Origin of the sequence: Halobaculum halobium (assembly GCF_030127145.1) — an archaeon.
Taxonomy (GTDB): Archaea; Halobacteriota; Halobacteria; order Halobacteriales; family Haloferacaceae; genus Halobaculum; species Halobaculum halobium.
The window spans coordinates 1,180,683-1,205,025 of record NZ_CP126158.1 but is presented as its reverse complement, the minus strand read 5'-3'; the positions used below and the strand labels follow the sequence as shown (position 1 = coordinate 1,205,025).

The following is a 24,343-nucleotide window of genomic DNA, read 5'->3' as shown; positions in this document are numbered from 1 at the left end:
CGACCGGAAGGGACCGACGACACCGTCCATGCCGACCCCCTCGCGACCGCCGAGGCGCGCAATCAGGTCCCGTCGCCGGCCTGTTCGGCGTCGCGTCGGGGGTGGACCGTCTCGTGTATCCCGAGCACGAGCGCCGGCACGACGATCATGAACAAGTGCTCCTCCAGCGGGATCGCGAGCAGTTCGATCCCCGTCCGCATCGGAATGGAGAACACGCCCACCTCCAGCGTGTACCAGTCCCAGACGTATCCGATCGGGTACGCCGCGGCGACCGTGACCGCCGATCGCCGGAGCGCTCCCCAGCCGGCTCGCACGAGCAGCGCGAGCGCGAGCGCGCCGAACGCGACTTCTGTCGCGAGGTAGGTGTACGACCCGAACACGGTGATATCCGGTAACCCGACGCCGGCGGTCACCAGCGGCCGGAACACGACGGCGACGAGCACGCCCGCGAGAAAGAGGTACGCGCCGCGCACGAGCAGCATCGTCGCCGTCGTCGGGTCCTTCCCGAGCGCCACCGCGGCGACGGCGCCGAACGCGAGGCTCGCCGCGGGCGCGCTCGGCGGAAGCACTCCCGTGATCGCGAGGGGAACGACCGCGAACAGCCCGCCCGTCAGCGCCGCGATCGCGAGCAGTCGGGCGCGACGTCGACCGACCGCGACGGCGACGGTCCGCTTGTCGATGGACCGGTCGTACTCGTAGTCTTGCGCGTCGTCTATCACCTTCACGCCCGCGAGCGTGACGACGAGCACCGCCGCAAGCGCGATCGGCGCCGTCGCGAGTCGCCCGGTCTGCGCGGCGTAGCCGCCGAGCAGGCACAGTGCGATCCCGACGGGGTATCCCAGCGTCGTCGTCACGGGGTTCGTGTCGAGCTGCGGCGCGTGGAGGTAGCCGATCGCCCACGTCGGCGCCGCCAGCGCGACCGCAAGCGGCGCCGCCGCCGAATCCGCGAGGACGGCCACCCCCGCGAGACACGCGAGGAAGCCTGCTGTCGACCCGAGGAGGCCGAGGCGACAGCCTCGTTCGGTCATCGGGTGATCGTCGTCCTCGCCGCGGCGGTGGAAGTCGACGTAGCCGTCCTTCACGTGGGCGGTGTAGACGGCGAAGAAGGCCGTGCCCGCGTGGACGAGCGCGAGCGCGGGGTCGAAGTCGCCAACGAGCGCCGCCCCGACCAGCGCCGTCGCCACCGGCGGGAGCATGAATACCGGGTGGACCTGCGAGGCGTACGCTCGCGCGACCGCCCGCGGACCGTGGCCGTGGCGCGCGAGTGCCATATGTCATCATCGTGACTAACCCGCATAAATCGTCGGTCGGCTCCGACGGCGGCCGTCGGCGCTGTCGCTTCCCGCCGTGGGCCTGGATGGCCGCTGGGGTGTCGTGTTCGGACGCGATCTCAGACCGAGCGCCCCGCCGATAGACTGCCCAGTACGATATCGGGATGGTCGCCGAGAGATCTCCACAGCGGCGAGGACCTGTGTGTAGGGATCGGGAGGGGTCACGAACGCGGCGACGGCGAGCCCCGCAGATATCAGGAGGGCTTGGAGGGCGAGAAACTACAAACGGGGTGTATGTTCACACCCGTGGCGTGCGCCCCGCAATGGAGGCAGCCCGTATCGGCCCGGTCGGAGTCGAGTCGGGCCGTCACAGGCCCCACCCCGACGCCGTCTGGTGGCAGTTACACTGTGCCGGATGGTTGTTGTCAGAAGGGGAATGGGACCGCCGAGATTCGAACTCAGGTCCTACGGACCCCATCCGCAGAGGATACCACTACCCTACGGTCCCGTAACCGGACAGAAACGAGCGCCGGGGTTAAGGGCTTCGCTTCATCGATGCGGCGTCGTCGTGCGATCAGACGGCACGACTCACTCCTCGGCGGCGTCTCTCGGAACCACCACGTCGCCGTCGTCGCGGACCGCCATACTCGCGACCGCCTGGCCTTCGTAGGCGGCCAAGCCCTCGGACCGAGCGATCACGTACCCGTCGCGCTCGCTCTCGACGGCCTCCACCACGTCGCCGTGGGGTGTCACGACCTCGGCGACGACCTCGCCGGCGTCGACGGTGTCCCCGACCGCGACGCGGTGGCGCACCAGCCCCGCTTCCTCGACGCGCGGGCCAACGGAGCGCCGGACCGCGTACTCGACCGGTGCGTCCGGGACGCCGTCGCCGGCGTCAGCGACGCCGGCGGGTGGCGAGTCGAGGAGTCCGAACTCGACTGCGGCGGCGACGATCCCGGCGACGCCGGCGGTGCGGGCGTCCTCTTCGACGACGCGATGGCCGCCGAGCTCGGCCGTGACCGCCGGGATCCCCGCCGTGTTCAACGCCGCACCGGCCGTCGAGCGCTGCAGCGACTGCTCGACGTACTCCTCGGCGGGATACTCCGTGAGCACCGGGAGATCGAGCGCGGACGCGAGTCGATCGAGGTCCGCTGCCAGCGCCGCCGCCTCGGTCTCCGTGCGCTCCTGGCCGTAGAGGACTCGGTCGCGGATGGTGAACGGCATCGACCCCGCCTGTGCGGTGTGGCAGTCGACGAGCAGGTCGGCCGATTCCGCGAGGAGATCGAACAGCCGGGCGTCGATACGCTCTTGGGTCTCCGGCGGGCGCGAGTCCCCGCGTTCCGTGTCGGGGAAGTAGCGGTTCGGGTCGTCGCCGCCGTAGTAGGAGGTGCGCTCGGTTCGGCGGAGGCCGGCCGGGTTGACGACCGGCACGGAGACGACTGCGCCCGCGAGTTCCGCGCTCGCATCGTCGACCGACGCGGCCGCGTCCTGCGCGACGGCGACGCCCGTGGCCTCGTCGCCGTGGACGCCGCCTGTGACCCACAGCACCGGGCCGTCCGCGGCGCCGTTCACGACGATCACGGGAAGCCGTTCGGTGCCGCCGGTCGGGAGGTCCGTCGCCTCGATCCAGCCGTCCGCGCGCTCGCCAGGCTCCGCGATCGCGGTGCCGACCGCGAGTGTGTCGTCCATGGGGGCGGGAGGGACCGACGGCCGAAAAAGCCCCGAGAGTCGGCAGACGACGCGGCGACGGTCTCGATGCCGTCTCCCGGCGTCGACTCAGACCAACACGCGCTCCAACGCAACGACTTCGCCCGACTCGGCGTCCGGATCGCCCACGAGCCGACCCAGACAGACCGCCGACCCATTCGGCGTGTAGCAGGTGAGGAGACCGTCTCCAGCCGGCTCTCCCGCGCCCACCTCGCCGGCGGCGAGCACGCCGGGCGCGTACACCGGCGCGCCGTTGGCGACCTCGCGGGCGGCCGAGTCGGCGATCGTGAGCGACGGCAGCCCGGTCAGCGCCTCCTCCGCCGGGCGGAGCACCTCGCGCACGAGCGACTCGTCCGGTTCGCCGTCTGCGGTGTCTTCACCCTCCGCGAACGCGACGCCGTCGACGAGGTCGTGGAGGGTGTGGAGGTCGCGGTCGTCGAACGGGTCGGTGGCGGTGCGGCGGAGGTGGCCCATGTGGCCGCCGGTACCGAGTGCGAGCCCGATGTCGTGACACAGCTTTCGGATGTAGGTGCCCGACTCACACCGGACTCGGAGCAGTACCTGCCGCTCCGTCCGGTCGAGCACGTCGAGGTCGTGCACCTCGCGCGTTCGCAGCTGCCGGTTCACCGCGGACTTTCGCGGCGGTTTCTGGAACAGTTCGCCCTCGAACTCGCCGACGACGCGTTCGAGGTCCGTGGGCGCCGTCCCGTGGAGTTCCAGCACGGCGACGTACTCCTTGGCGCCCTCGAGAAACACCTGCGCCATCCGCGTCGCATCGCCCGTCAGTGTGGGGAGGCAGCCCGTCACTTTCGGGTCGAGCGTCCCCGAGTGTGCCGCGCGGTCGACGCCGAGGACGTCGCGGACCCAGCCCGCCACCTGATGGGCCGACGGGCCGGCGGGCTTGTCGAGGTTGACGACGCCGAAGTCGGCGAGGTCGCCGACCGAGCGGTTCTCGGGTGCGGGTCGCATGACGGTCAGAAGTCGTAGTCGACGCCCTCGACGGAGATCTTCCCCTCGTCGGTGTCGGGGTCGTAGGAGTCGACGGCCGTGGTGAGCATCCCGAGCATCCCCTCCGGCGACCACCGGGCCGTGTTGTACACGAGATCGTAGATACTCAGGTCGTCGATGTGGATGTTGTAGTACTCGCGGTAGCGCTTCGCCTCGCTGCTCTCGCGGCGGCGCGTCTCCTCGATCACCTGATCGAGTGGTTTCTCCTCGCGGTCGACGATCCGCTCACAGCGAACGTCGAGGGGCGCGTCGAGCCAGATCCGCAGGTCCGCGTGATCGCCCGCGAGCCAGCCGGCGAGCCGCGACTCCAGCAGCACGTCGTCGCGCTCGACGGCGACGGTGCGCAGGCGCCGGTCGAGGTCCCGGTCGATCTGGTCGTCCTCCTCGGCGAGCTCGTTGAACTCGACGGGCGTCATGTCGCGCTCGGCGGCGAGTTCGCGGAAGATGTCGCCGCCGGAGACGTGTTCGAGGTCGAACGCCTCCGCGAGCGCGGCGGCGGTGGTGCTCTTCCCGCTTCCCGGCGGGCCGGAGACCGTTAGCAACATAACGATACTCGGCCCGTCGCGGTCAAAAAGGCGTCCATGTCTCCCTCAGTGTGTGGCGCGCTCGCGTGGGCCGCCCTCCCGGCCCCGCCGGTGGGGTCCAGCGGATCGATCGCCACATCCCCCCTCGCTGGCCCTCCGGCTCACTTCGCGTCCTCGGCGTCGATATCCGGCGTGCGTCGCCCGTCGAGCACGGCCTCGGGTGTCACCCGCTCGGCGTCTGCGCGCGCCCGGTCGAACCGTTCGCGGGCCCACGCTACGGCGGTCGGGTCGTCGTTGACCGCCACGCCGCCGACGCCGGTGTCGGTGTAGACGACCACGCCGGCTTCGTCGTCGCGGTCGTCGTGTGCGGCGATCCAGAGCCCGAAGGCGATCTCGATGGGGGCGCAAAAGAACTCGAGCCCTCCCGCGCGGAGCTCGCGGGCGAACCGCTCGGGCCGGCGCTCGACCAGGTGATCCAACACCGCGGGCGTGACGACCATCTGCGGCACCGCGCCGCCGGCGGTCGCCTCCGCGTCAAACGTGTCGAGGTGCCCCGACAGCGCCGCGGGCGCGACGCCGTACACCTCGTCGGCCGCCCGCACCGACTCGAACAGGCGCTCGACGACGCCGTCGGGGAGGCTCGGGTCCGGGCGGCTGACCGAGGCCCCGGCCAGGAAGCGGGCGTCCAGTTCGGTGTCGTCGGGGAGCGCCTCGAACAGCAGCTCGCCCCGCTTGAGGCCGTCGAGGCGCGTGCGATACCGATCGCGCTCGGCGAGCACTCTCTCCCCGACCGTCGTCGCGCGCACGCCGCCGTCGACCCGACGCACGAGGCCGGCGTCGAGGAGTTCGCGGACGGCACGGTCGAGCGTCGTCCGCGGCACCTCGAGCTCCTCGACGAGGGTTCGCTTCCGGACCGGACCGTCGCACAGCGCCGCGAGGATGTCGCGCCGCTTGGCGAGGACGCTCGCGATCTCCGCCGCGTCGCCGGTCGTCATTCGTCGGGCGAACGGTCGGCCGGCAAATGTGTGTTCCGCTTATCGGACACGTTCCCGATCGGTGGGAGATCCACCGGACGGTGAAGTAATGTGTGGCACCGCTGTACTGTGATCCGCCTCCACTTCGGTCCCGCCGACCGATCGGCCCTCCAGCCGCCGACCCTGTGAGTCGGTGCGTTCGCCCCGCGCGCTGTTCACCAGTCCTCGACCGCGCGTCGCGATCCGTCGACGCCTTGCGAGGTGAGACGCTCCCTCTCGCTTCGCGCCGTCACTCCCGTCTCGCTAGCCCCGCGAGGTGCCCGGCTTCCGCCGTGATAATCTCCTCGCTCCCGAGCCGCGCCGCGTTCTCGCTCCCGGGGAGACAGAACACGGGAACCCCACCGGCGATGCCGGCGGTCGCGCGCGTCCCCACGATCATCGTGCCGATCTCCTCGCGACTCAGCGACCGGAACAGCTCGCCGAACCCCGGCAGTTCCTTGTCGAACAGCGGCGCGACCGCCTCGACGGTCACGTCGTCCGGGGTCACGCCCGTGCCGCCGGTCGTCACGACGCAGTCAACGTCGTCGCGGTCGACGAGCCGATCGACGGTCCCCTGAACGCCGTCGAAGTCGTCGCCGACGACCTCGCGGACGACGACCTCGTCGCCGGCGTCCTCGACGGCCGACTCGATGGCGTCGCCCGCGGTGTCGTCTTCGTGCCCCCGCGACGAGGTGACCGTCACGACCGCATATCTGAGGCTCTCGATGTCGTGGGCGTGGTGGTCGTGATCGTCGTGGGCGTGGGCGCCGTCGGCCTCGTGCCCGTCGCCGTGGCCGCCGTGGTCGTGATCGTGCGTGTCCGCTTCGTGACTGTGGCCGTCACTCATCGCCCAGCCTACCGGCCGCGACCGCTTCAACCCTCGGCTCGCGGGTCATTCGCCCGTGACTGCGTCGGCGACGAGCCGAAGCCCGACGGCGAGACCGCCGAGCGCGAGGGCGACGAGCCCGCCCACGACGAACCCGACGCCGGTGACCCACACGGCCACGCTGACCGTTCCCGAGGTGAGGAACGCGAGGCCGGTGGCGAGCGCGAGTCCGCCGACCGCGCCGGTCGCGCCGCCGGCGACGAGGCGGTACGTACTCGACCGGTCCGCGAGTGGCCCGACCCGGAAGCGGCCCTCGCCGGCCGGAAGACCGTAGCCGACGACGGTGACGACGCCGGCGACGGCGGTCCCGATCAGGGCGAACGCGAACGCGAACCCGGCGGGGACGCCGTCGCCGGTCTCCGGCGGCGGCGGCAGGTCGAATACGAATGCCGCGACGGCGACGTGGCCGGCGAGCCCGACTGCGACGACAGCGACTCGGAGGGCGGCGAGGAGCGCGGGGCGATTCACGACCGTCGCTCGCTCGCGACCGATGATGGGCTTTGGGGTGTCCGCCTCACCTCGCGTCGTCGCCGTCGGGGTCGAACAGGGCCTCGATCCGGCAGTCGAAGAAGTCGGCGAGCGCGAACGCGAGTTCGAGCGACGGGTCGTAGCGCCCGCGCTCGATGCTGTTGATCGTCTGGCGGGTGACGCCGACCGCCTCGGCCAACCCCGCCTGACTCATGTTCCGATCCTCGCGGCGGGCGCGCACGTCGTTGTTCATCGTGTCCTGGCGGCCCACCCGTAGGCGACCGCGAACACGACGAACAGCCCGACGTAGCCGTACAGCACGCCGTTGACGAACGGCGGTGCGTCGTAGACCCCGAGCGCGCTCAGCGTTCGCGCGCCGGAGGCGCCGACCACGAGGACGACTGCGGCTACGACCAGCGTAACGGTGCTCGCGTGCCGTTCCAGTTCGGCGTCGCGCTCGTCGAACAGCGTCACGGGGCTGAACCGCCACACCGCGAGGAAGCCGACGATTCCGACCCAGTAGACCGCCTCGGCCGCGACGGGGTACGAGAGGAGTCTGAGCGCGACGTTCGCGACCACCCCGACGCCGATCGAGCCGAACAGCAGCCGCCGATAGCGTCGACGTGCGGCGACTGTCGATGTCCCGCCGGGCGCACCAGCGGAACCGACGCCGGTCTCGGTCATCGGCGACCACCCGTCGGTGTCGCATCGTTCTGCGCTCCTGTTCTTCTCGGCCGTCGAGTCGGGATCGTGTGTGACATCGTGTGTCCCTCCGCATGTAAAGCGAGCTTTACAGTAAAGGAAACTTTACACACTGACTTATATCTGTCGCCGATCCGATCGGTTTCGGTTCGCCGCGGGGAGTAGGGTTTAGTCCCCCGGCGTGGCAGAGGTGGACACGCATGAAGGCAGTCCAGTTCTCGGAGCACGGCGACCGCGACGTGATCGAGTATGGCGACTTCCCGGACCCCGACCCGAGTCGGGGAGAAGTGCTGATCGACGTGAAGGCTGGCGCGCTCAACCACCTCGACATCTGGACCCGAAAGGGGCTCCCGGGAGTCGACCTGGAGATGCCGCACATCCCCGGCTCCGACGCGGCGGGCGTCGTCGTCGGGACGGGCGAGGGCGTCACCCGCTTCGAGGAAGGCGACCACGTCGCCGTCTCTGCGGGTGTCTCCTGCGGGGAGTGTGAGTTCTGCCGTCACGGCGAGGAGTCACAGTGCGTCCGCTTCTCGATCATCGGCGAGCACCAGCGCGGCGTCCACTCCGAGCTGGCGGCCGTCCCGCAGGACAATCTCGTCCCCGTCCCGGACCACGTCGACTGGGAGGTCGCCGGCTCCGCCTCGCTCGTGTTCCAGACGGCGTGGCGAATGCTCCTCTCGCAGGGCGAACTCGCGCCCGGCGAGAAGATCCTCGTGCTCGGCGCCTCCGGCGGCGTCGGCCACGCGGCCGTCCAGATCGCCGACTACGTCGGCGCGGAGGTGTACGCCACCGCCTCGACCGAGGAGAAGCTCAGGTACGCCGAAGACTGCGGCGCCGAACACGTCATCAACTACGAGGAGGACGACTTCGCAGCCGAGATCCGCGACCTGACGGGTCGCCGCGGCGTCGACATGGTCGTCGACCACATCGGCGCGGCGACGTGGCACGACTCGCTCAAGAGCCTCGCGAAGGGCGGCCGCGTCGTCACCTGCGGGGCGACGACCGGCGGACGCCCGGAGACGGACATCAACCGCATCTTCTGGAACCAGCTCAAGGTCATCGGATCGACGATGGCGACGCCCGGCGAGGTCGACGACGTGCTCGAACTCGTGTGGGACGGCACCTTCGAGCCGCGGATCCGCGAGACGCTCCCGATGAGCGAGGCCGCGCGGGCGCACGAGATGATCGAGGACCGAGAAGGCTTTGGGAAGGTGGTGGTTAGGCCGGATAGTGAGCTCTGAGGACTCCACCGCCCACTCCGGCCGCGTCGTCAACACCGGCGACGGCTACGAGCGCGTCGACGACGACGACTCGGATCGGGCCTCCCCCGACGACCCCGACGGGGACGCGAACGACGACCTCGGACGCGCCGGCTGGGTACTGGTCGCCGTGGTCGTCCTCGCGTTCCTCATCATCCCGGGGATCATCTACCTCCGCCCGACGGCGCCGGGCGAACTCGGCTTCCGCTTCCTCGCGGCGATGCTCGTGCTGCCGTTCCTCCCGGCGCTCCTGCTGGGCGTGACGGCGGTGTGGAGCCTCGTCGCCGGCGGAGAGTGATGACGGGACGCACCTGCGGTTGACGGGACGCACGCGGTCGGACTCCGTCGACCGGCCGGTACGCTTTGGCCGACCGAGCGCGTACGCTCACGAGAGATGCACTCCTCGCTCAACGCGGCCACCACTTCGGGGTCGCTCCCGGCGGACGTTCCGGGGAAGTCGACGTTCGTCGAGGCGAACGGCCGGACGTTCCACGTCGTCGAGGCCGGCCCCGACGACGGGGAACTGGTGCTCTTGTTACACGGGTTCCCAGAGTTCTGGTACGGCTGGCGCGACCAGATTCGACCGCTCGTCAACGAAGGGTATCGCGTCGTCGTCCCCGACCAGCGGGGCTACAACCGGAGCGAACGACCCGGCCGCGTTCGCGACTACCGCATCGAGGCGCTCTCGGCCGACGTGACCGGCCTGATCGACGCGTACGACCGCGAGACGGCCGCGCTCGTCGGGCACGACTGGGGCGGCGTCGTCGGCTGGTGGACTGCGATCCACGACCCCGACCGGCTGTTGTCGTTCGTCGCCGTCAACGCGCCGCACCCGACCGTGATCCGCCGGACGCTATCGGGCGATCCCGTCCAGCTTCTCCGGTCGAGCTACGCGCTGTTCTTCCAGGTTCCGAAGGTGCCCGAGGCGCTGACGCGGGCCGCGAACTGGCGCCTCCCGGTGCGGATGATGCGCGAGTCGTCGATGCCGGGCACGTTCTCCACGGCCGACTTCGACCGCTACCGCGACGCCTGGCGCCGCGAGGGCGCGTTCACCGCGATGTTGAACTGGTATCGCGCCGCCGCGCGGCGCCGTCCAGTGCCCGACGACGACGAGGTCACCGTGCCGACTCGACTGATCTGGGGCGTTCACGACCAGTTCCTCAAGCACGGCATGGCGTACGACTCGATCGACTACTGCGTCGACGGCCGAGTCACGAACGTCCACGAGGCGACCCACTGGGTCCAACACGAACAGCCGGTGACGGTCGCAGACGCGATCATCGACGAACTCGCCTGAACGGGGAAATCGACCGAACGGAGGAGATTGCCTGAACGGGAGAACGGCCCCGAATCCGACGGGGGGAAACGTCGACACCACCGACGGCCGGCTACTCCGAGCGGCCGTCGTCGACGCCAATCGCGACGCCGTCGCCGTCGTCCCAGTCGCGCCGTTCGCGTGCGCCGCGTTCGCTGGCTTCGCCAGTAGCTCCGGCGTCGGCCGTTCCATCGGCCTGACTCACCGCGCCGGGCATCATCGCGCCGGCGGCGCCGGACTCTGCGTCGTCGGCTTCCGCCGACTGTCGCTCTCGCATGCTTTGCCGGGTGAACTGCGGCTGCGCGCGGATTCCCCGCTTGTCCTTCGTGAACGAGCGGTACAGGAAGAACACCATCGGCAGGGTGGCGATGACGATCCCGATCGAGAGGTACACGTCGAGCATGGTCGAGCCGAACGAGTAGATGATCGCCGCGGACAGGCCGCCGACCGCGGTGAGTACGGAGTAGGCGATCCGCTGTGCGAGGCGGTCGAGCACGTGGTTGTCGTCCTCGAGGGTGACGTTGACCGCGAGGTCCTCTCGGTTGACTGTGTCGAGCACCTCGTCGAGCTTCGGCGGGACCGTGAACAGCGCGCGCGCCGTGTCGCGGGTCTGGTCGGCGGCCTCGCCGGCGAGCCGACGGGCCGTGTCCTCCAGATAGCCCTCCTCCGAGAGGTACTCGGTGGCGACTTCGATGAAGTCGAAGTTCGGGTCGAGCGTGACACAGACGCCCTCCACGACCGTCGCGACGCGCAACACGAGGGCCATGTTCTGCGGGAGTCGCAACGGGAAGTCGTAGATCGTCGACTCCACCTGCTCGATCACCTGTTGGACGCGGTACTGCTCGATGTCCTCCCCGCGCACGTCGGCGATCGCCAGTTCCATGACGTCGGCCATCACCTTTCGGTCCGCCTCCGGCGACAGCGTTCCCATCTCGACGAGCGCGTCGAGGATGGCGTTGATGTCCTGATTGGCGACGGCGATGTAGAAGTCGATGATCTTCTCCTGGATGAACGGGGCGACCCGGCCGGACATCCCGAAGTCGTAGAAGATGATCTGCCCCTCGGGCGTTACCGAGAGATTGCCCGGGTGCGGGTCGGCGTGAAAGACGCCGTCCTCGGCGATCATCTGGAGGTACGTCCGCTGGAGCGTCGTCGCCAGCTCGGTTCGATCGACTCCCATCGCGTCGAGCGCGGCGGTGTCGGAGATCTTCGTGCCGGGGATGTACTCCATCGTCAGCACGCGCGGTCCCGAGGCGGCCGCGACGGGCTCGGGAATCACGATCTGGTCGTTCCCCTCGAAGTTCGCCCGGATCTCTCGGAGCACGCGCTGCTCGCGCGTGTAGTTCATCTCCTGATGGATCGTCTTGTCGAACTCCTCGGCGAGGTTGTCCAGCGAGAATGCCTGCCCCTGGCCGACGAACCGCGACAGCAGCGGCAGCGACCACTTGATCACGCGGAGGTCCGCCTCGACGAGCGCTTCGATCCCCGGGCGGCGAACCTTCACCGCGACCTCCTCGCCGTCGTACGTCGCGACGTACACCTGCCCGAGACTCGCACCCGAGATCGGCTCGGTGTCGAACTCGTCGAACACCGCATCGACCGGACCCAGTTCGTCCTCGATGACGGCTCTGGACTCCGTCCACGGCGCCGGGGGCACGTCGTCCTGCAGCGACGACAGCACCTCGATGTACGACGCCGGGAGCACGTCCGGGCGAGTCGAGAGGATCTGTCCGAGTTTGATGAACGTCGGCCCGAGCGTGAGGAGGGTGTCGAGCAGCACCTCCGCCCGTCGGAGCCGCATCTCCCGGGTCACCTTCCGGGACCCGCCGACCACGATGAATCGCTTGCGGTCGCGAAGGAACGCCCAGATCAGCGGGAGGAACCGATAGATGACGACCGGAAACCGTCGGTATGCACGCAGTGAGACCAGCGTCACCACCCGGGTTACGCGTCCGTGACGGTGATGTCGTGCTCGGGGGCGGCGGCGCGCTTGGGGAGCCGAACCGAGAGCACGCCTCGCTCCATCTCCGCCTCGCTCCCCTCGTGGGTCGCGTCCGGCGGCAGGGGGACCTCCGCGTCGAGGAACAGCGGGCGGTCCTCTTCGACGTAGCTGAACTCGGGTTCGAGCGCCTTTTCGCGGCGCGCCTCGACGTGGAGGCGACCGCGTTCGAGGCTGACGTCGGTGGTCTCAGCGCTTGCGCCGGGGAGGTCGATCACGAGGAGGTACGCGTCGTCGCTTTCCAGCAGGTCGGCGAACACCGGTTCGGGAAGGTCTCGGAGCGCCTCGCGTAGCTTCGACATGGACGGGCAAAGGGGCGGCGCGTCGAAAAAGGCCGCGGTGGCGGCGGGGACAGTTGCGTGTGAGTGACTCCCGCGGACACGGGTGCTGCAGTATTCCGGGGAGCTCTCTCAGACTGGCGGCCTTTTTACTCCGGGACCGTAACGACACGGTATGAGTCACGACCGCACACGGGCCGGGTTCAAGAACCGGACCCGGGTCGCCGACGCGCGCGAGCGCCTCCTCGCGGCCGTCGCCCCGCACGGCCGGACCGAGACGGTCCCGCTGACGGCGGCCGACGGTCGCGCCGTCGCGGACGCGACGACTGCGCCGACGCCCGTCCCCGGCTACGATCGCGCCGCGATGGACGGCTGGGCCGTCCGCGCCGAGGACACGTTCGGCGCCTCCGACCGCTCTCCGGCCGTCCTGTTCGCCGCGGACGATGAGGTCGCCCCCGAGGGGGCCGTCCGCGTTCACACCGGGAGCGAACTCCCGCCCGGCGCGGACGCCGTGGTCAAGATCGAACAGATAACCGAGGTCGGCGAGGAGGTCGAGGTGTTCGACGCCGTCGCCGAGGGCGAGAACGTCGGCCCGACCGGGGAAGACGTGGCCGAGGGACAGACGCTGTACGAGCCGCCCCACCGCCTCCGACCCTCCGATCTGGGCCTCCTGAAGTCCGTCGGACTGGAGGACGTCGCGGTCGCCGAGCGCCCTCGCGTTTCGGTGATCCCGACGGGCGAGGAGTTGGTACAGGCCGATCCCGACCCCGGCGAAGTCATCGAGACGAACGGGCTCACCGTCTCGCGGCTGGCCGAGCGGTGGGGCGGCGACGCCACCTACCGCGAGATCGTCACTGACGACGAGGACGCGCTTCGCGGGGCGGTCGAACGGGACCTCGACCACGACGTCATCGTCACCACCGGCGGCTCGTCCGTCGGCGAACGGGACCTGATCCCAGAGGTGATCGACGAGATCGGCGAGGTGCTGGTCCACGGCGTCGCGCTCAAGCCGGGCCACCCCGTCGCGCTCGGGGTCGTCGAGGAGACGCCGGTGATCATGCTGCCGGGCTACCCGGTCGCGTGCATCGTCAACGCCGTGCAGTTCCTCCGCCCCGTGCTCCGCGAGATCGGATCGCTCCCGCACGACCCGCACCCGACGCGGCCGGCGACCCTCTCCCGGAAGGTGTCCTCCGAGCCCGGGGTGCGGACGTTCGCGCGGGTGAAACTGGACCCGATCGACGGCCGCGGCGCCGACACCGACGGGGCGAGCGACGCGGCCCGCGACGGCGACGGTCCCGCGTTCGAGGCGACGCCGACCCGCGCCTCGGGATCGGGGATGCTCTCATCGGTCGCGCTGGCGGACGGCTGGGTCGTCGTTCCCGAGTCCCGAGAGGGGCTCGACGCGGGCGAGGCCGTCGACGTGGAGCTGTGGGAGGTGAGCGAATGAGCGACCGCCGGGAGTTCCGCGACCTCGCGGAGCCCGAGGAGGCCCACGAGGCGATCGCCTCGCTGGACCTGGCGCCGGAGCCGGAGACCGTTCCGCTTCGCGAGGCGCGGGGTCGCGTGCTCGCCGAGCGGATCGACGCCGAGTTGGACGTACCCGGCTTCGACCGCGCATCGATGGACGGCTACGCGGTCCGCGCGCGCGACACGTTCGGGGCCGACGAGGTGGACCCGGCAACGCTCGATCTGGTCGGCGCGGTCCACGCCGGGAGCGAGCCGGCCGTGGCCGTCGAGCCGGGCACCTGCGCGGAGATCTCCACGGGCGCGGTGATGCCCGACGGCGCGGACGCGGTGGTGATGGTCGAGCGGACCACTGAGGTCGCACCCGGGGACGAGAGCGGTGACGACGCCGGAGTCGACGCCGTCGAGATCCGGACCTCGGTGGCCCCCGGTGACCACGTGATGTTCGCGGGCGCCGACATCGCCGCCGGCGGCCGCGCGCTCGGCCCCGGGACGGAGATTACGCCCCGGGAAATCGGCCTGCTGTCGGCGCTGGGCGTCGACGCGGTGCCCGTGCGCGGAACGCCCACGGTTGGCATCGTCTCGACGGGCGACGAACTCGTCCGACCCGGCGGCGACCTGCACAGCGAGCGCGGGCAGATCTACGACGTGAACAGCTACACCATCGCCGCGGGCGTCGAGGAGGCGGGCGGCGAGGCCCGACTGTACCCTCACGCCGGCGACGACTACGACGAGATGGAGCGCCTGCTCGTGGAGGCGAGCGAGGAGTGCGATCTGGTGCTCTCGTCGGGCTCAACCTCGGCGTCCGCGGTCGACGTGATCTACCGGGTCATCGAGGAGCGCGGCGACCTCCTGCTCCACGGCGTGTCGGTCAAGCCCGGGAAGCCGATGCTGGTCGGACGGGTGGGGGAATCGGCGTACGTCGGTCTCCCCGGCTACCCGGTGTCCGCGCTGACGATCTTCCGCACCTTCGTCGCGCCGGCGGTCCGCCGTGCGGCCGGGAAGCCGGAGCCGCAGACGGCGACCGCGAGCGGCCGGATGGCTCAACAGGAGCGCTACTCGGAGGGCCGGATGCGACTGATGCCGGCCGGATTAGTCGAAGACAGTGACGGGAACACGCTCGTGTATCCCGTCGACAAGGGATCGGGCGCGACGACGAGCCTCGTCGAGGCCGACGGCGTGGTCGTCGTCGACCCCGACACGGAGTACCTCGCGGCGGGCGAGTCAGTCGAGGTACAGCTGTTCTCGCCGGACGTGCGCGCGCCGACGCTGTTCGCCGTCGGCGAGGACGACCCCGCGCTCTCCCGGCTGCTGGACCGCGTCGAGCGGCCGCGGTACCTCCCGATCGGCTCCCGGCAGGGACTGCGTCGCCTGCGCGACGGCGTCCCCGACGCCGCTGTCGTCGCGGGCGAGCCCGGACGCGACCCGGTCGCCTCGCCGGACCCGACCGGCGACGACGAGCCGGTTCCGACGGAGGTCCTCGGCGAGTGGACCCGCGAGTGGGGCTTGATCGTCCCCGCCGGCAACCCCGACGACGTGACCGGACTGGCGGACTTGGTGGATCGCGATCTCCGGTTCGTCAACCGCGACTCGAACGCCGGAGTGCGGACCACGCTGGCGAACGCGCTGGCCGACGTGGCTGACGAGCGCGGGACCACGCGCAGGGAGCTGACCGAGGCGATCGACGGCTTCGACCGCGCGGTTCGCGCCCACGAGTCGCCCGCGCGGCGTGTGCTCGCGGGCGACGCGGACGCGGGGCTGGGCTTGCGAGCGACGGCCGAGCGGCTCGACACGGGGTTCGTCTCGCTGGGATCGGAGGCGGTTCGCGTCCACGCGAACCCCGCCCGCGCCGACAAATCGGGCGTGCGGCAGCTACGCGAGGCGATCGCCGACGGCGACGACGTGTTCGCGACGCTGGCGGGGTACGGACGGTAGTCGCCGGGTCGAAACGACGGGCACCGAACGGTGCGACGCCGGGTTACGGCGTCGGCGCGGCCTTCTGGAGCGCGGTCTCGGCGATGTTGCCGCCGTAGTCGGCCGAGCGCGAGACGGAGTCGACGATGAGCCCCAGCAGCTGCGCGCGGGCGGGGTCCAACTCCCTGAGCAGTTCGTCGATCTCGCGGGCGCGCTGGTCGACGCCGAGCACGGCGCCCCGGGCCTCGTTCGCCAGCGCCGTCGCCTCGTCGCTGTCCTCGGCGAACAGCGCCTCCATGGCGCGGTCGACGACCTCGCGAGCGTCCTCGTCGAGCGTCTGCAGCGCCTCGTTGAACTCCGCCGGGAGCACCTCGTCGACGCCGTTCTCCGGTGCCGGCACCTCCCCGCCGACGGCGTCGGCCGCTTCGCTTCCCAGCAGCTCCAGCGTGAGGTGTGCGATCTTCGTCGCGTGGTCGGCGACCCGCTCCAGTTGACGCGCGCTGGAGTGGTAGTCGAAGCACACCTCCCGCGAGAGCCCGATGTCCTCGGCGGCTTTCGGCGTGCGAAGCGTCGCTCGGAAGATCCGCGAAACGACCATGTAGAGGCGGTCGACGTCGTCGTCGCGCTGGATCACGTCCAGGGCCATATCCTCGTCGCCGGTGGTGAGCGCGTCCACCGCGTCTTCAAGCATGGAGACGGCGATGAGCCGCATCCGCGTCACGGCGTTGTGGATCGACAGCTCCGAGGAGTCGAGCAGGTCGCGGATGACGATCCGGTCGCGCGTCTCCTCGAGCACCTCCAGGCCCACGAGGCTCTGGACGGAGTCGCGGATGGTGCGTCGCTGGTCGTTGGTGATCCGAGCGGCCTCCAGCGCGATGACGTCGAAGCCGGAGACGTACATCGTCATCACCGCGCGCGTGAGCTGGTCGCCCTCCAAGTCGCCGATGTCCAGCGTCCCCTCCGTGCGGCCCTCGTCGCTCACCGGGGTGAGAAACAGCGAGTCGCCTTCCGGGTAGAACTCGACTTCGGTGCCCGCGCTGACCCCGTTGTCCGTCGCCCATCCCTTCGGGATGGAGACGGTGTACGTCGACCCGCCCGTCACCTGCACCTTCCGTGTCTCGACCATCGTGGTGTCGTCGGGTCGACGGGCTGTTAAATCCGTCGAGAATCTATATACTATCCGCAGAGATGCGTTGATGACCGCCGGTGAGACCGGATGTCTTTCCGGACCTGTCGTATTCTCTATAGGGACATTCGGCTGTCGGTGCCCCGTGTGAGGTCTAGTCGGCCAGCTGTCGCCGTTCGAGCGCGTCTTTTCTAATCGACGATCCGGATCACTCGTTCTCACACTATCTCTATATATTTCTCATAGTAGGGTACTTACGTTCCTCGCGGCTCCGATCCGGTGATGGGAGATCAACCCGACTCCGCGACGCGGCGTACCTTCATGACTGCTGCGGGAACGGCGGGCGTCCTCGGCCTGGCCGGCTGTACGAGCAACCCCGACTCGGGCGGTTCGGGCGGCTCCGATGGCGGATCTGGCGGCTCCGGCGGAAACTCGGATCAGCTCTCGGGCACCATCGACATCGCGGGCTCCTCGACGGTGTTCCCGCTGGCGACGGCGTTCGCCGAGACGTTCCAGCAGGAACACTCCGAGGTGAACATCAACGTCCAGTCGACGGGGTCGGGCGGCGGGTTCGCGAACTTCTTTTGTCCCGGCGAGACGGACTTCAACAACGCCTCGCGGCCGATCCAGCCCGACGAGGAGGAGGCGTGCGCCGACAACGGCGTCGAACCGGTCGAGCTGACGGTCGCGACCGACGCGCTGACGGTCATCGTCAACAACGAGGCCGACTTCCTCGACGAGATCACCGTCGAGGAGCTGCAGACGCTGTGGTCCGCCGAGGAGGAGCCCGAGCTGTGGAGCGACGTGAACGCCGATTGGCCCGACGAGGAGATCGAGCTGTTCGGCCCCTCCGACGCCTCGGGAACCTACGACTACTTCATCGAGGCCATCATCGGCGAGGAGGGGCCGGGTCACCGCCAGGACTACTCCGCGACCGAGCAGGACCGCACCATCGTCCAGGGCGTCCAGGGATCGCAGTACGCGATCGGCTACCTCGGGTTCGCCTACTACAGCCAGAACAGCGACGCGGTGAAGGCGCTCGCCGTCGACGACGGCGACGGCCCCGTCGAGCCCTCGCTGGAGACGGCGAAGTCCGGCGAGTACACCCCGCTGTCGCGCCCCCTGTTCACGTACCCCGCGAAGGGCTCGCTCGCCGAGGACCACGTCGCGGAGTTCGCTCGCTACTTCATTGAAAACACCACCAACGAGGAGATCGTCGCTAACGACGTCGGCTACGTCCCCCTCGACGACGACCAGCAGGCCGAGCAGATGGAGACCCTCGAGAACGCGATCGAAGCGGCCAACGACGCTTGAGCCCCGTTCCGGCTTGAGGCACCTGTCACGCGTACGACGAGCCTGAGAACGGAGAAATTTTCACTCCCCCACACCACCCCATATCTGAATGAGCACCGACGACATCGTGGATGACCTCACTCGAAACACGCAGAACGCGCCTGCGGAGCTGTTGACGCGGTCGTTCTTCTTCGTGTGTGCGGTGCTCTCGATCGTCACCACGGTGAGTATCGTCGTCCTCTTGGTCACTGAGGCGGCGAAGTTCTTCACCATCACCGCGCCGCTGATGGGCGTCGAGGGGGCGACCGCCTCGCTCGTGGACTTCATCACCGGGACGACCTGGGAGATCGGAAACCAACGGTTCGGCGTGCTCGCGCTCGTGTCGGCGACGCTGATGATCACGATCGGCTCTGCGATCATCGCGATCCCGCTTGGGGTGTCGACGGCGATCTATCTCAGCGAGTACGCCGCCCCGCGCCACCGCGCGTTCCTCAAGCCCGCACTCGAGGTGCTCGCGGGGATCCCGACGGTCGTCTACGGATTCTTCGCGCTCATCTACATCACGCCCGCTATCCGAACGGTGCTCCCGAACACGGGAACGTTCAACCTCCTGTCTGCGAGTATCGTCGTCGGGATCATGATCATCCCGATGGTCGCGTCGATCAGCGAGGACGCGATGTCGGCGGTCCCGGACGACCTGCGGCAAGCCGGCTACGGCATGGGTGCGACCAAGTTCGACGTGGCGACTGGAATCGTCGTCCCCGCAGCGCTGTCGGGCATTTTCTCGTCGTTCATACTCGCGCTCTCGCGGGCCATCGGCGAGACGATGGCCGTCACCATCGCGGCCGGTTCGCAGGCGGCGTTCCTCAACCCCCTCGACCCGACCGCCTATCAGGAGGGCGCCCTCCCCATGACGGCGGCGATGGTTCAGCTCCTGTTGGGCGATATCACGGGCGGAGGGCTCGCCTATCGGAGCCTCTTCGCCATCGGACTGACGCTCTTCCTCATCACGCTCGCCATGAACGTTATCAGCGACTTGATCGCACAGCGGTACCGCGAGGAGTACTGAGATGGCCACCGACACCTCCACCGGCGACATCGAGAGCTTCGGGACGGTCAGCCGGACCGTCGGCACGATCTTCCGGTACATCATGCTGGCGGCGACGCTATTCGGGCTGGTCGTGCTCGGCGTCCTGCTGGTGTACGTCGCCAACGACGCGATCCAGCCGCTCACGGCCGACCCCGGCTGGCACCTGACGTTCTTGCTCACGCTCGTGCTCCCGACGATCGGAGTCGGCGCGTACCTCTACCGACGCGACACCGACGCGCTCAGCTACGGGTCGTTGACCGTCGGGATGCTCGTCGTGACGCTCATGTTCGGCGGCGGCGCGGCGATGATCTTCGTCGACATCCTCCCGCCGCTGGTCTGGCTGGCGTACGTCGTCGCGCTCGCGCCTCCGTTCGCGGTCGTGCTCGCCCTCCAGCGGCGCGCGCACCGGATCCCGTTTCTCACCCGGGCGGCACTGACGACTGCGGCGTTCTACCTGTCGCTGTTCGGCCTGCCCGGACCGATCGGAACGGCTGTCGGAGGCTCACAGATCCTTCCGGGCGTCCCGGAGATGGTCCAAGTGGCCCCGTTCATTCCGCTGGACTGGATGTCCATGGCGGGGACCCTCGGACTCGGCGTCGCGGCCGTTATTGGCTGGTACGCTGCCGGGATCCGGGACCGGCGGACCGGGCTGCTGGCCGGTGGAGCCGCCTTCGTCGGGATCGTCGTCGCCGCTCTGGCCGGCCCGTTCGTCGGGCTCGACCCGCTCCCGGCGGTGGTGCTCGCGTCCGTCTCGGTGGTCCCGACGGTCGCGTACGCGGTCAGCACGGCGGTCGACCGCCCGCGATACCGGATCGGTCTGCTCGTTCCGCTCGCGGTCATCGGCGGCGCGCTGGTGGGGGAACTCGCGGTCGGCGCACTCGGGTTCGCCGGGCCCCAGTCGTGGGTCGACTGGCAGTTCCTCACGAGTGCACACAGCCGAACCGCCGAGAACGCGGGGCTGTACCCCGCGATCGGCGGGTCGATCCTGCTGATGGTGACGGTCGCGCTGCTCTCGTTCCCGCTCGGGGTCGGCGCCGCGGTCTACCTCGAGGAGTACGCCCCCGACAACCGCTTCACGCGGGTCATCGACGTGAACATCTCCAACCTCGCGGGCGTCCCCTCGGTCGTGTACGGCCTGCTCGGGCTCGGCGTGTTCGTCACGTACCTCGGGCAGCCGACCGGAACGGTGCTCATCGGCGGCGCGACGTTGGCGCTGCTCATCCTTCCGATCGTCATCATCTCCTCGCGAGAGGCGATCCGCAGCGTGCCTTCCGAGATGCGGCAGGCGTCCTACGGCATGGGCGCGACGAAGTGGCAGACCGTCCGCAACGTCGTGCTCCCCCGGGCGTTTCCGGGGATCCTCACGGGGACGATACTCGCGCTCGGCCGGGCGATCGGTGAGACCGCTCCGCTCATCATGATCGGTGCGCCCAGCGTCCTGTTCTCGCTGCCGACCGAGCTCACCTCGAAGGTGAGCGCCATGCCCCTACAGGTGTTCGCGTGGTCGAGCCTGTTCGCCAGTGAGGACTTCTACACGAAGGCGGTGCCCGCGGGCGTCGTCGTGCTCGTGAGCGTCCTGCTGGCGATGAACTCCGTGGCGATCGTCCTGCGAAACAGGTATCAGAGTGAGCAGTAATCCACAATCATGACTGACAGACACGGACCGACGGACGACAGAATCGAGCCCGACGGCGGCGAAGCGACGACGAGCGATCCGTCGACGGAGATGTCGATCCAGACGGATGTCAGCGAGAGCGTGAGCGACACCGGGCACGCACACAATGCCGACACGCTCGTCGAGTCGCGCGACGTAAGCGTCTACTACAACGACAACCGCGCGCTCAACGACATCACGATGGAGATCCCCGAGAACCGCGTCACCGCGATGATCGGTCCCTCGGGCTGTGGCAAGTCGACGTTCCTCCGCTGCATCAATCGGATGAACGACATGATCGACGCCGCGCGAGTCGAGGGCGACCTCTTCCTCCGCGGGAAGAACGTGTACGACGGCGACGTGGATCCGGTGGCGCTCCGCCGGCGCGTCGGGATGGTGTTCCAGAAGCCCAATCCCTTCCCCAAATCGATCTACGACAACGTCGCCTACGGGCTGGAGATCCAGAACAAGGAGGGGGACTACGATCAGATCGTCGAGGAATCGCTCAAGCGCGCGGCGCTGTGGGACGAGGTAAAAGACCAACTCGACGAGTCGGGGCTGGACCTCTCGGGGGGGCAACAACAGCGCCTCTGCATCGCGCGCGCCATCGCGCCCGACCCGGAAGTCATCCTGATGGACGAGCCCGCCTCGGCGCTTGACCCGGTGGCGACCTCGAAGATCGAGGACCTCATCGACGACCTCGCCGAGGAGTACACGGTCGTCATCGTCACCCACAACATGCAGCAAGCGGCCCGGATTTCCGACAAGACGGCGGTGTTCCTCACCGGCGGCGAACTCGTGGAATTCGACGACACCGACAAGATCTTCGAGAACCCCGAGTCCCAGCGCGTCGAGGACTACATCACCGGCAAGTTCGGGTAGATCGGCGCGTCCGGTCCGTCGGTTTCTACCGGGGGAGCCCCGGTCGATCCACAGTCGCGTCAGTCTCGTTCGGTATCGGCCCCGTCGAATTCTACAGTACCGTTGCGTCGTGCAGGGACGCCGCTTTGTTTGCTCACGCCGATTCCGTCTGAGACGGCGTCAGCGTCGCCGTCATCGCCTCCACAGACCGCGAGCCGATCTCGACCCCGCCGTCGGCCACCCGGACGACGATCGGGCCACGCGCCGGGCACCGCGCCGGTGTCCACCGTCGCTCCTCGCCGTCGACCGTCGCCGCGACGCGTATCGCGCCCGCCGGCGGCACCGCCGTCGGGATCCGCGCGTCCGCGCCGGCGGCGGCGTACACGGTCCGGTCGACGACGCGTTCGCCGTCAGCGCGGACGCGAACGCCGACGACGGCGTCCGCGTCGGTCGCGTTCTCCACGAACAGGTCGCGGATCAACAGATCGCACACCAGCCGCGGGGCCGATCCGAGGAGGCAGTACAGCGGTCCCTCCTCGGACGGTCGCCACTCGCGCCTGTCGACGCCGCCGTCGGTCTCGGCGGCGACGGCGATCCGCCCGCGCGGCACCGACAGCGGCACCGGCACGCGCGACCCCGAGGGGACACGGAGGTCGACGCCTGCGGCGCCGTCACCGTCTGACGCGGTGATCCGGACGCGTCCGCCCTCCTCGGGGGCATCGACCACGAGAACGGCCCCCCCGGTCGTCGTCGACGCGAGGAGCCCGCCGGTCGAGCCTTCTACGAACGAGCGGGCCGCAGACGAGGGGTACGCGTCGCGGACGCCCACGCCGCCGTCGAGGTCGATCGCGAGGTCGTCGCCGCCGGGGCCGGGCGTCCACTCGACGGCTCGTCGGCGATTATCCGCGGTTCGGACGGACACGGTGTACGTGCGGGCGGCCCCCAGCACACCCGAGATGGTGACCGTCTCTGCGGCGGGAACCGTGAGCACGCGCGAGAGCACATCGGTCCCGTCGGCGTCGATCCGAAGCGAGATCGACTCCGACCTGACCAATCGGTTCGAAACGACGACCGAGCGAGCCCGATCGAGTGCGTCGGCGTCGCCGGCGCCGTAGGCGGTCGGCTCCGGAGTCGGGGTCGGCGACGCCGTCGGCGTCTCTCGGAGCGCGGGATTGACCGTCTGGCCGTTGCCGTCGCTCCCGGCTGACGAACAGCCGGCCAGCGCCGCCGCACCCGCGAGCAGGAACGACCGACGGAACACGGCCGCCGTAGGGACGACACGGACATAACGTCGGCGGCGATGAGGCCCCCTTCACCCGATCGGCCGCGTCGACGAGCGGGTCGGGCGATCGGTCGGTCGGCCGGACGGCGGCGGAACCACGGATGTGCGATCGCGTGCGGGGTGAGGTGATCCACTGTGAACCGGTGTCTGCACCCCGACGTGCCGTTCTCGGGACGAGCACTCCGGACCGCTCGGGAGTCGTCCGCTGGGCTCAATACACGAACGAGTCGACGAACACAAACCCTTACGACCCGCGCGGAAGGAGTCGTGAGTATGCCACGAAAACAGTATCAAGAACGCCTCAACGAGCTCCAAGAGGACGTGCTCTACATGAGCGAGATCGTCGCCGAGCGCCTCCGGATGGGGATGGACGCCCTCGAGACGAAAGACGAGGAGCTCGCCCAGCGCGTCATCGACGAGGACGCGGAGGTGAACCAGCTGTATCTCGAACTGGAACAGAACTGCGTCGATCTGCTCGCGCTCCAGCAGCCGGTCGCGGGCGACCTCCGGTTCATCGCGGCGTCGTTCAAGATCATCACCGACCTCGAACGCATCGGCGACCTCGCGACGAACCTCGGCGGGTACACCCTGCAGGCGGAGCGAGACGTGTTCCCCGACGTCGACGTCCAGCGCATCGGCGAGGCGACCTTGGACATGCTCGACGACGCCATGACCGCCTACGCGGAGGAGGACACCGAGGCGTGCTACGGCGTCGCCGACGCCGACGACGCCGTGGACGAACTGTGTGAAGACGCCTCCAGCGCCGTCGTCCGCGAGTTGCTCGAACGCGAAGGCGTCGAGGCCGAGGACGTCGACGACCTGATGGCCGACGTCTCCCGGCTCCTGCTCACGATCCGCGACCTCGAACGCGTCGGCGACCACGCGGTCAACATCGCCGCCCGGACGCTGTACATGGTCGAGAACGACGACGAACTCATCTACTGACCGACCTCTTTTCGTCTCGGGTTTCCTCGCGGCCGGCGAAGCCGGCCGCTGCGGGAACCCTCGGCGAAACCCCGTCGATGCCAAAAGGCCGGACCCTCCCTCCGGTCGGGTCCGGTGAACCGCTCGCTTCGCTCGCGGATGTTATTTCGGCAGTCCCGACTTACGAGGTGTTCTATTTGGGACCGCTCTGGAATGAGGGGCAGTTAGCAATAGATGCGGAGACTGAATTCAGTACACCGGCACGTTCTGGTTCCCGTTGAAGCCGCCGAATCTGTCCGTTAGAA

23 protein-coding genes and 1 tRNA gene are annotated in these 24,343 nt (G+C 69.3%); 10 read left to right on the top strand and 14 right to left on the bottom strand.

Going from position 1 to position 24,343, the window contains the following annotated elements; all coding sequences use genetic code 11:
• Positions 1-62: 62 nt before the first annotated feature.
• The 10 genes from P0Y41_RS06360 to P0Y41_RS06315 all read right to left on the bottom strand — a co-directional run bounded on the left by P0Y41_RS06360 (position 63) and on the right by P0Y41_RS06315 (position 7,561).
• Positions 63-1,271 (bottom strand): lycopene cyclase domain-containing protein, encoded by a 1,209-nt coding sequence (locus P0Y41_RS06360; RefSeq protein WP_284063117.1) that lies wholly within the window; start codon positions 1,269-1,271, stop codon positions 63-65.
• Positions 1,272-1,708: 437 nt separating this feature from the next.
• A tRNA-Pro gene (locus tag P0Y41_RS06355) sits at positions 1,709-1,779 on the bottom strand.
• An 80-nt stretch (positions 1,780-1,859) separates the two neighbouring features.
• On the bottom strand, positions 1,860-2,960 hold the full coding sequence (locus P0Y41_RS06350) for a succinylglutamate desuccinylase/aspartoacylase family protein (RefSeq protein WP_284063116.1): 1,101 nt from the start codon (positions 2,958-2,960) through the stop codon (positions 1,860-1,862).
• A gap of 87 nt (positions 2,961-3,047) precedes the next feature.
• A complete protein-coding gene (locus P0Y41_RS06345; protein WP_284063115.1) occupies positions 3,048-3,947 on the bottom strand; it encodes an RNA-guided pseudouridylation complex pseudouridine synthase subunit Cbf5 in 900 nt (299 codons plus the stop codon).
• Between the two features lie 5 nt (positions 3,948-3,952).
• Positions 3,953-4,531, bottom strand: a complete 579-nt coding sequence (cmk, locus tag P0Y41_RS06340; protein ID WP_284063114.1) for a (d)CMP kinase — start codon at positions 4,529-4,531, stop codon at positions 3,953-3,955.
• Positions 4,532-4,671: 140 nt separating this feature from the next.
• A complete protein-coding gene (locus P0Y41_RS06335) occupies positions 4,672-5,505 on the bottom strand; it encodes a helix-turn-helix transcriptional regulator (protein ID WP_284063113.1) in 834 nt (277 codons plus the stop codon).
• Between the two features lie 268 nt (positions 5,506-5,773).
• Positions 5,774-6,370 carry a MogA/MoaB family molybdenum cofactor biosynthesis protein gene (locus tag P0Y41_RS06330; RefSeq protein WP_284063112.1) on the bottom strand — a complete coding sequence of 199 codons (597 nt, stop codon included), beginning with the start codon at positions 6,368-6,370 and terminating at the stop codon, positions 5,774-5,776.
• Between the two features lie 45 nt (positions 6,371-6,415).
• A complete protein-coding gene (locus tag P0Y41_RS06325; protein WP_284063111.1) occupies positions 6,416-6,877 on the bottom strand; it encodes a hypothetical protein in 462 nt (153 codons plus the stop codon).
• A 46-nt stretch (positions 6,878-6,923) separates the two neighbouring features.
• The gene (locus P0Y41_RS06320; RefSeq protein WP_284063361.1) at positions 6,924-7,130 is read right to left on the bottom strand and encodes a helix-turn-helix transcriptional regulator; all 207 of its coding nucleotides are present in this window, start codon (positions 7,128-7,130) and stop codon (positions 6,924-6,926) included.
• Positions 7,127-7,561 carry a DUF2178 domain-containing protein gene (locus tag P0Y41_RS06315; RefSeq protein WP_284063110.1) on the bottom strand — a complete coding sequence of 145 codons (435 nt, stop codon included), beginning with the start codon at positions 7,559-7,561 and terminating at the stop codon, positions 7,127-7,129. Before P0Y41_RS06315 ends, P0Y41_RS06320 begins: the two co-directional genes overlap by 4 nt.
• A gap of 218 nt (positions 7,562-7,779) precedes the next feature.
• Here P0Y41_RS06315 and P0Y41_RS06310 point away from each other — a divergent pair, with 218 nt between their 5' ends.
• From P0Y41_RS06310 to P0Y41_RS06300, 3 genes are all read left to right on the top strand, one after another.
• Complete coding sequence (locus P0Y41_RS06310; protein WP_284063109.1) at positions 7,780-8,820, top strand: zinc-binding dehydrogenase; 1,041 nt, start codon at positions 7,780-7,782, stop codon at positions 8,818-8,820.
• Positions 8,810-9,136: a DUF7977 family protein gene (locus P0Y41_RS06305; protein ID WP_284063108.1), complete on the top strand. Its 327-nt coding sequence runs from the start codon at positions 8,810-8,812 to the stop codon at positions 9,134-9,136. Before P0Y41_RS06310 ends, P0Y41_RS06305 begins: the two co-directional genes overlap by 11 nt.
• A 96-nt stretch (positions 9,137-9,232) precedes the next feature.
• Positions 9,233-10,135, top strand: a complete 903-nt coding sequence (locus tag P0Y41_RS06300; protein WP_284063107.1) for an alpha/beta fold hydrolase — start codon at positions 9,233-9,235, stop codon at positions 10,133-10,135.
• A 91-nt stretch (positions 10,136-10,226) separates the two neighbouring features.
• Here P0Y41_RS06300 and P0Y41_RS06295 read toward each other — a convergent pair whose 3' ends face one another.
• The gene (locus P0Y41_RS06295) at positions 10,227-12,092 is read right to left on the bottom strand and encodes an ABC1 kinase family protein (RefSeq protein WP_390215000.1); all 1,866 of its coding nucleotides are present in this window, start codon (positions 12,090-12,092) and stop codon (positions 10,227-10,229) included.
• Between the two features lie 5 nt (positions 12,093-12,097).
• Complete coding sequence (locus tag P0Y41_RS06290) at positions 12,098-12,454, bottom strand: Hsp20/alpha crystallin family protein (RefSeq protein WP_284063106.1); 357 nt, start codon at positions 12,452-12,454, stop codon at positions 12,098-12,100.
• Between the two features lie 151 nt (positions 12,455-12,605).
• On the opposite strand from P0Y41_RS06290, the gene P0Y41_RS06285 reads away from it, so the two are divergent.
• Both P0Y41_RS06285 and P0Y41_RS06280 read left to right on the top strand, forming a co-directional pair.
• Positions 12,606-13,877, top strand: a complete 1,272-nt coding sequence (locus P0Y41_RS06285) for a molybdopterin molybdotransferase MoeA (protein WP_284063105.1) — start codon at positions 12,606-12,608, stop codon at positions 13,875-13,877.
• A complete protein-coding gene (locus P0Y41_RS06280) occupies positions 13,874-15,829 on the top strand; it encodes a molybdopterin biosynthesis protein (RefSeq protein WP_284063104.1) in 1,956 nt (651 codons plus the stop codon). The genes P0Y41_RS06285 and P0Y41_RS06280 overlap by 4 nt, the downstream gene beginning before the upstream one ends.
• 43 nt (positions 15,830-15,872) lie before the next feature.
• Here the strand turns inward: P0Y41_RS06280 and P0Y41_RS06275 are convergent, their stop codons facing one another.
• On the bottom strand, positions 15,873-16,934 hold the full coding sequence (locus P0Y41_RS06275; protein WP_284063103.1) for a phosphate uptake regulator PhoU: 1,062 nt from the start codon (positions 16,932-16,934) through the stop codon (positions 15,873-15,875).
• A gap of 282 nt (positions 16,935-17,216) precedes the next feature.
• Between P0Y41_RS06275 and P0Y41_RS06270 the strand changes: the two genes are divergently transcribed.
• The 4 genes from P0Y41_RS06270 (at position 17,217) to pstB (ending at position 21,853) form a co-directional block, all read left to right on the top strand.
• Positions 17,217-18,248 carry a PstS family phosphate ABC transporter substrate-binding protein gene (locus tag P0Y41_RS06270; protein WP_284063102.1) on the top strand — a complete coding sequence of 344 codons (1,032 nt, stop codon included), beginning with the start codon at positions 17,217-17,219 and terminating at the stop codon, positions 18,246-18,248.
• Positions 18,249-18,336: 88 nt separating this feature from the next.
• Complete coding sequence (gene pstC, locus P0Y41_RS06265) at positions 18,337-19,296, top strand: phosphate ABC transporter permease subunit PstC (RefSeq protein WP_284063101.1); 960 nt, start codon at positions 18,337-18,339, stop codon at positions 19,294-19,296.
• 1 nt (position 19,297) lies between these two features.
• Positions 19,298-20,953 carry a phosphate ABC transporter permease PstA gene (pstA, locus tag P0Y41_RS06260; protein ID WP_284063100.1) on the top strand — a complete coding sequence of 552 codons (1,656 nt, stop codon included), beginning with the start codon at positions 19,298-19,300 and terminating at the stop codon, positions 20,951-20,953.
• A 9-nt stretch (positions 20,954-20,962) separates the two neighbouring features.
• Positions 20,963-21,853, top strand: a complete 891-nt coding sequence (pstB, locus tag P0Y41_RS06255; RefSeq protein ID WP_390214997.1) for a phosphate ABC transporter ATP-binding protein PstB — start codon at positions 20,963-20,965, stop codon at positions 21,851-21,853.
• A 133-nt stretch (positions 21,854-21,986) separates the two neighbouring features.
• Here the strand turns inward: pstB and P0Y41_RS06250 are convergent, their stop codons facing one another.
• On the bottom strand, positions 21,987-23,093 hold the full coding sequence (locus P0Y41_RS06250) for an Ig-like domain-containing protein (RefSeq protein WP_284063099.1): 1,107 nt from the start codon (positions 23,091-23,093) through the stop codon (positions 21,987-21,989).
• Between the two features lie 294 nt (positions 23,094-23,387).
• On the opposite strand from P0Y41_RS06250, the gene phoU reads away from it, so the two are divergent.
• Positions 23,388-24,059, top strand: coding sequence for a phosphate signaling complex protein PhoU (gene phoU, locus P0Y41_RS06245; RefSeq protein ID WP_284063098.1), 672 nt, complete (start codon positions 23,388-23,390; stop codon positions 24,057-24,059).
• Positions 24,060-24,343: the final 284 nt, after the last annotated feature.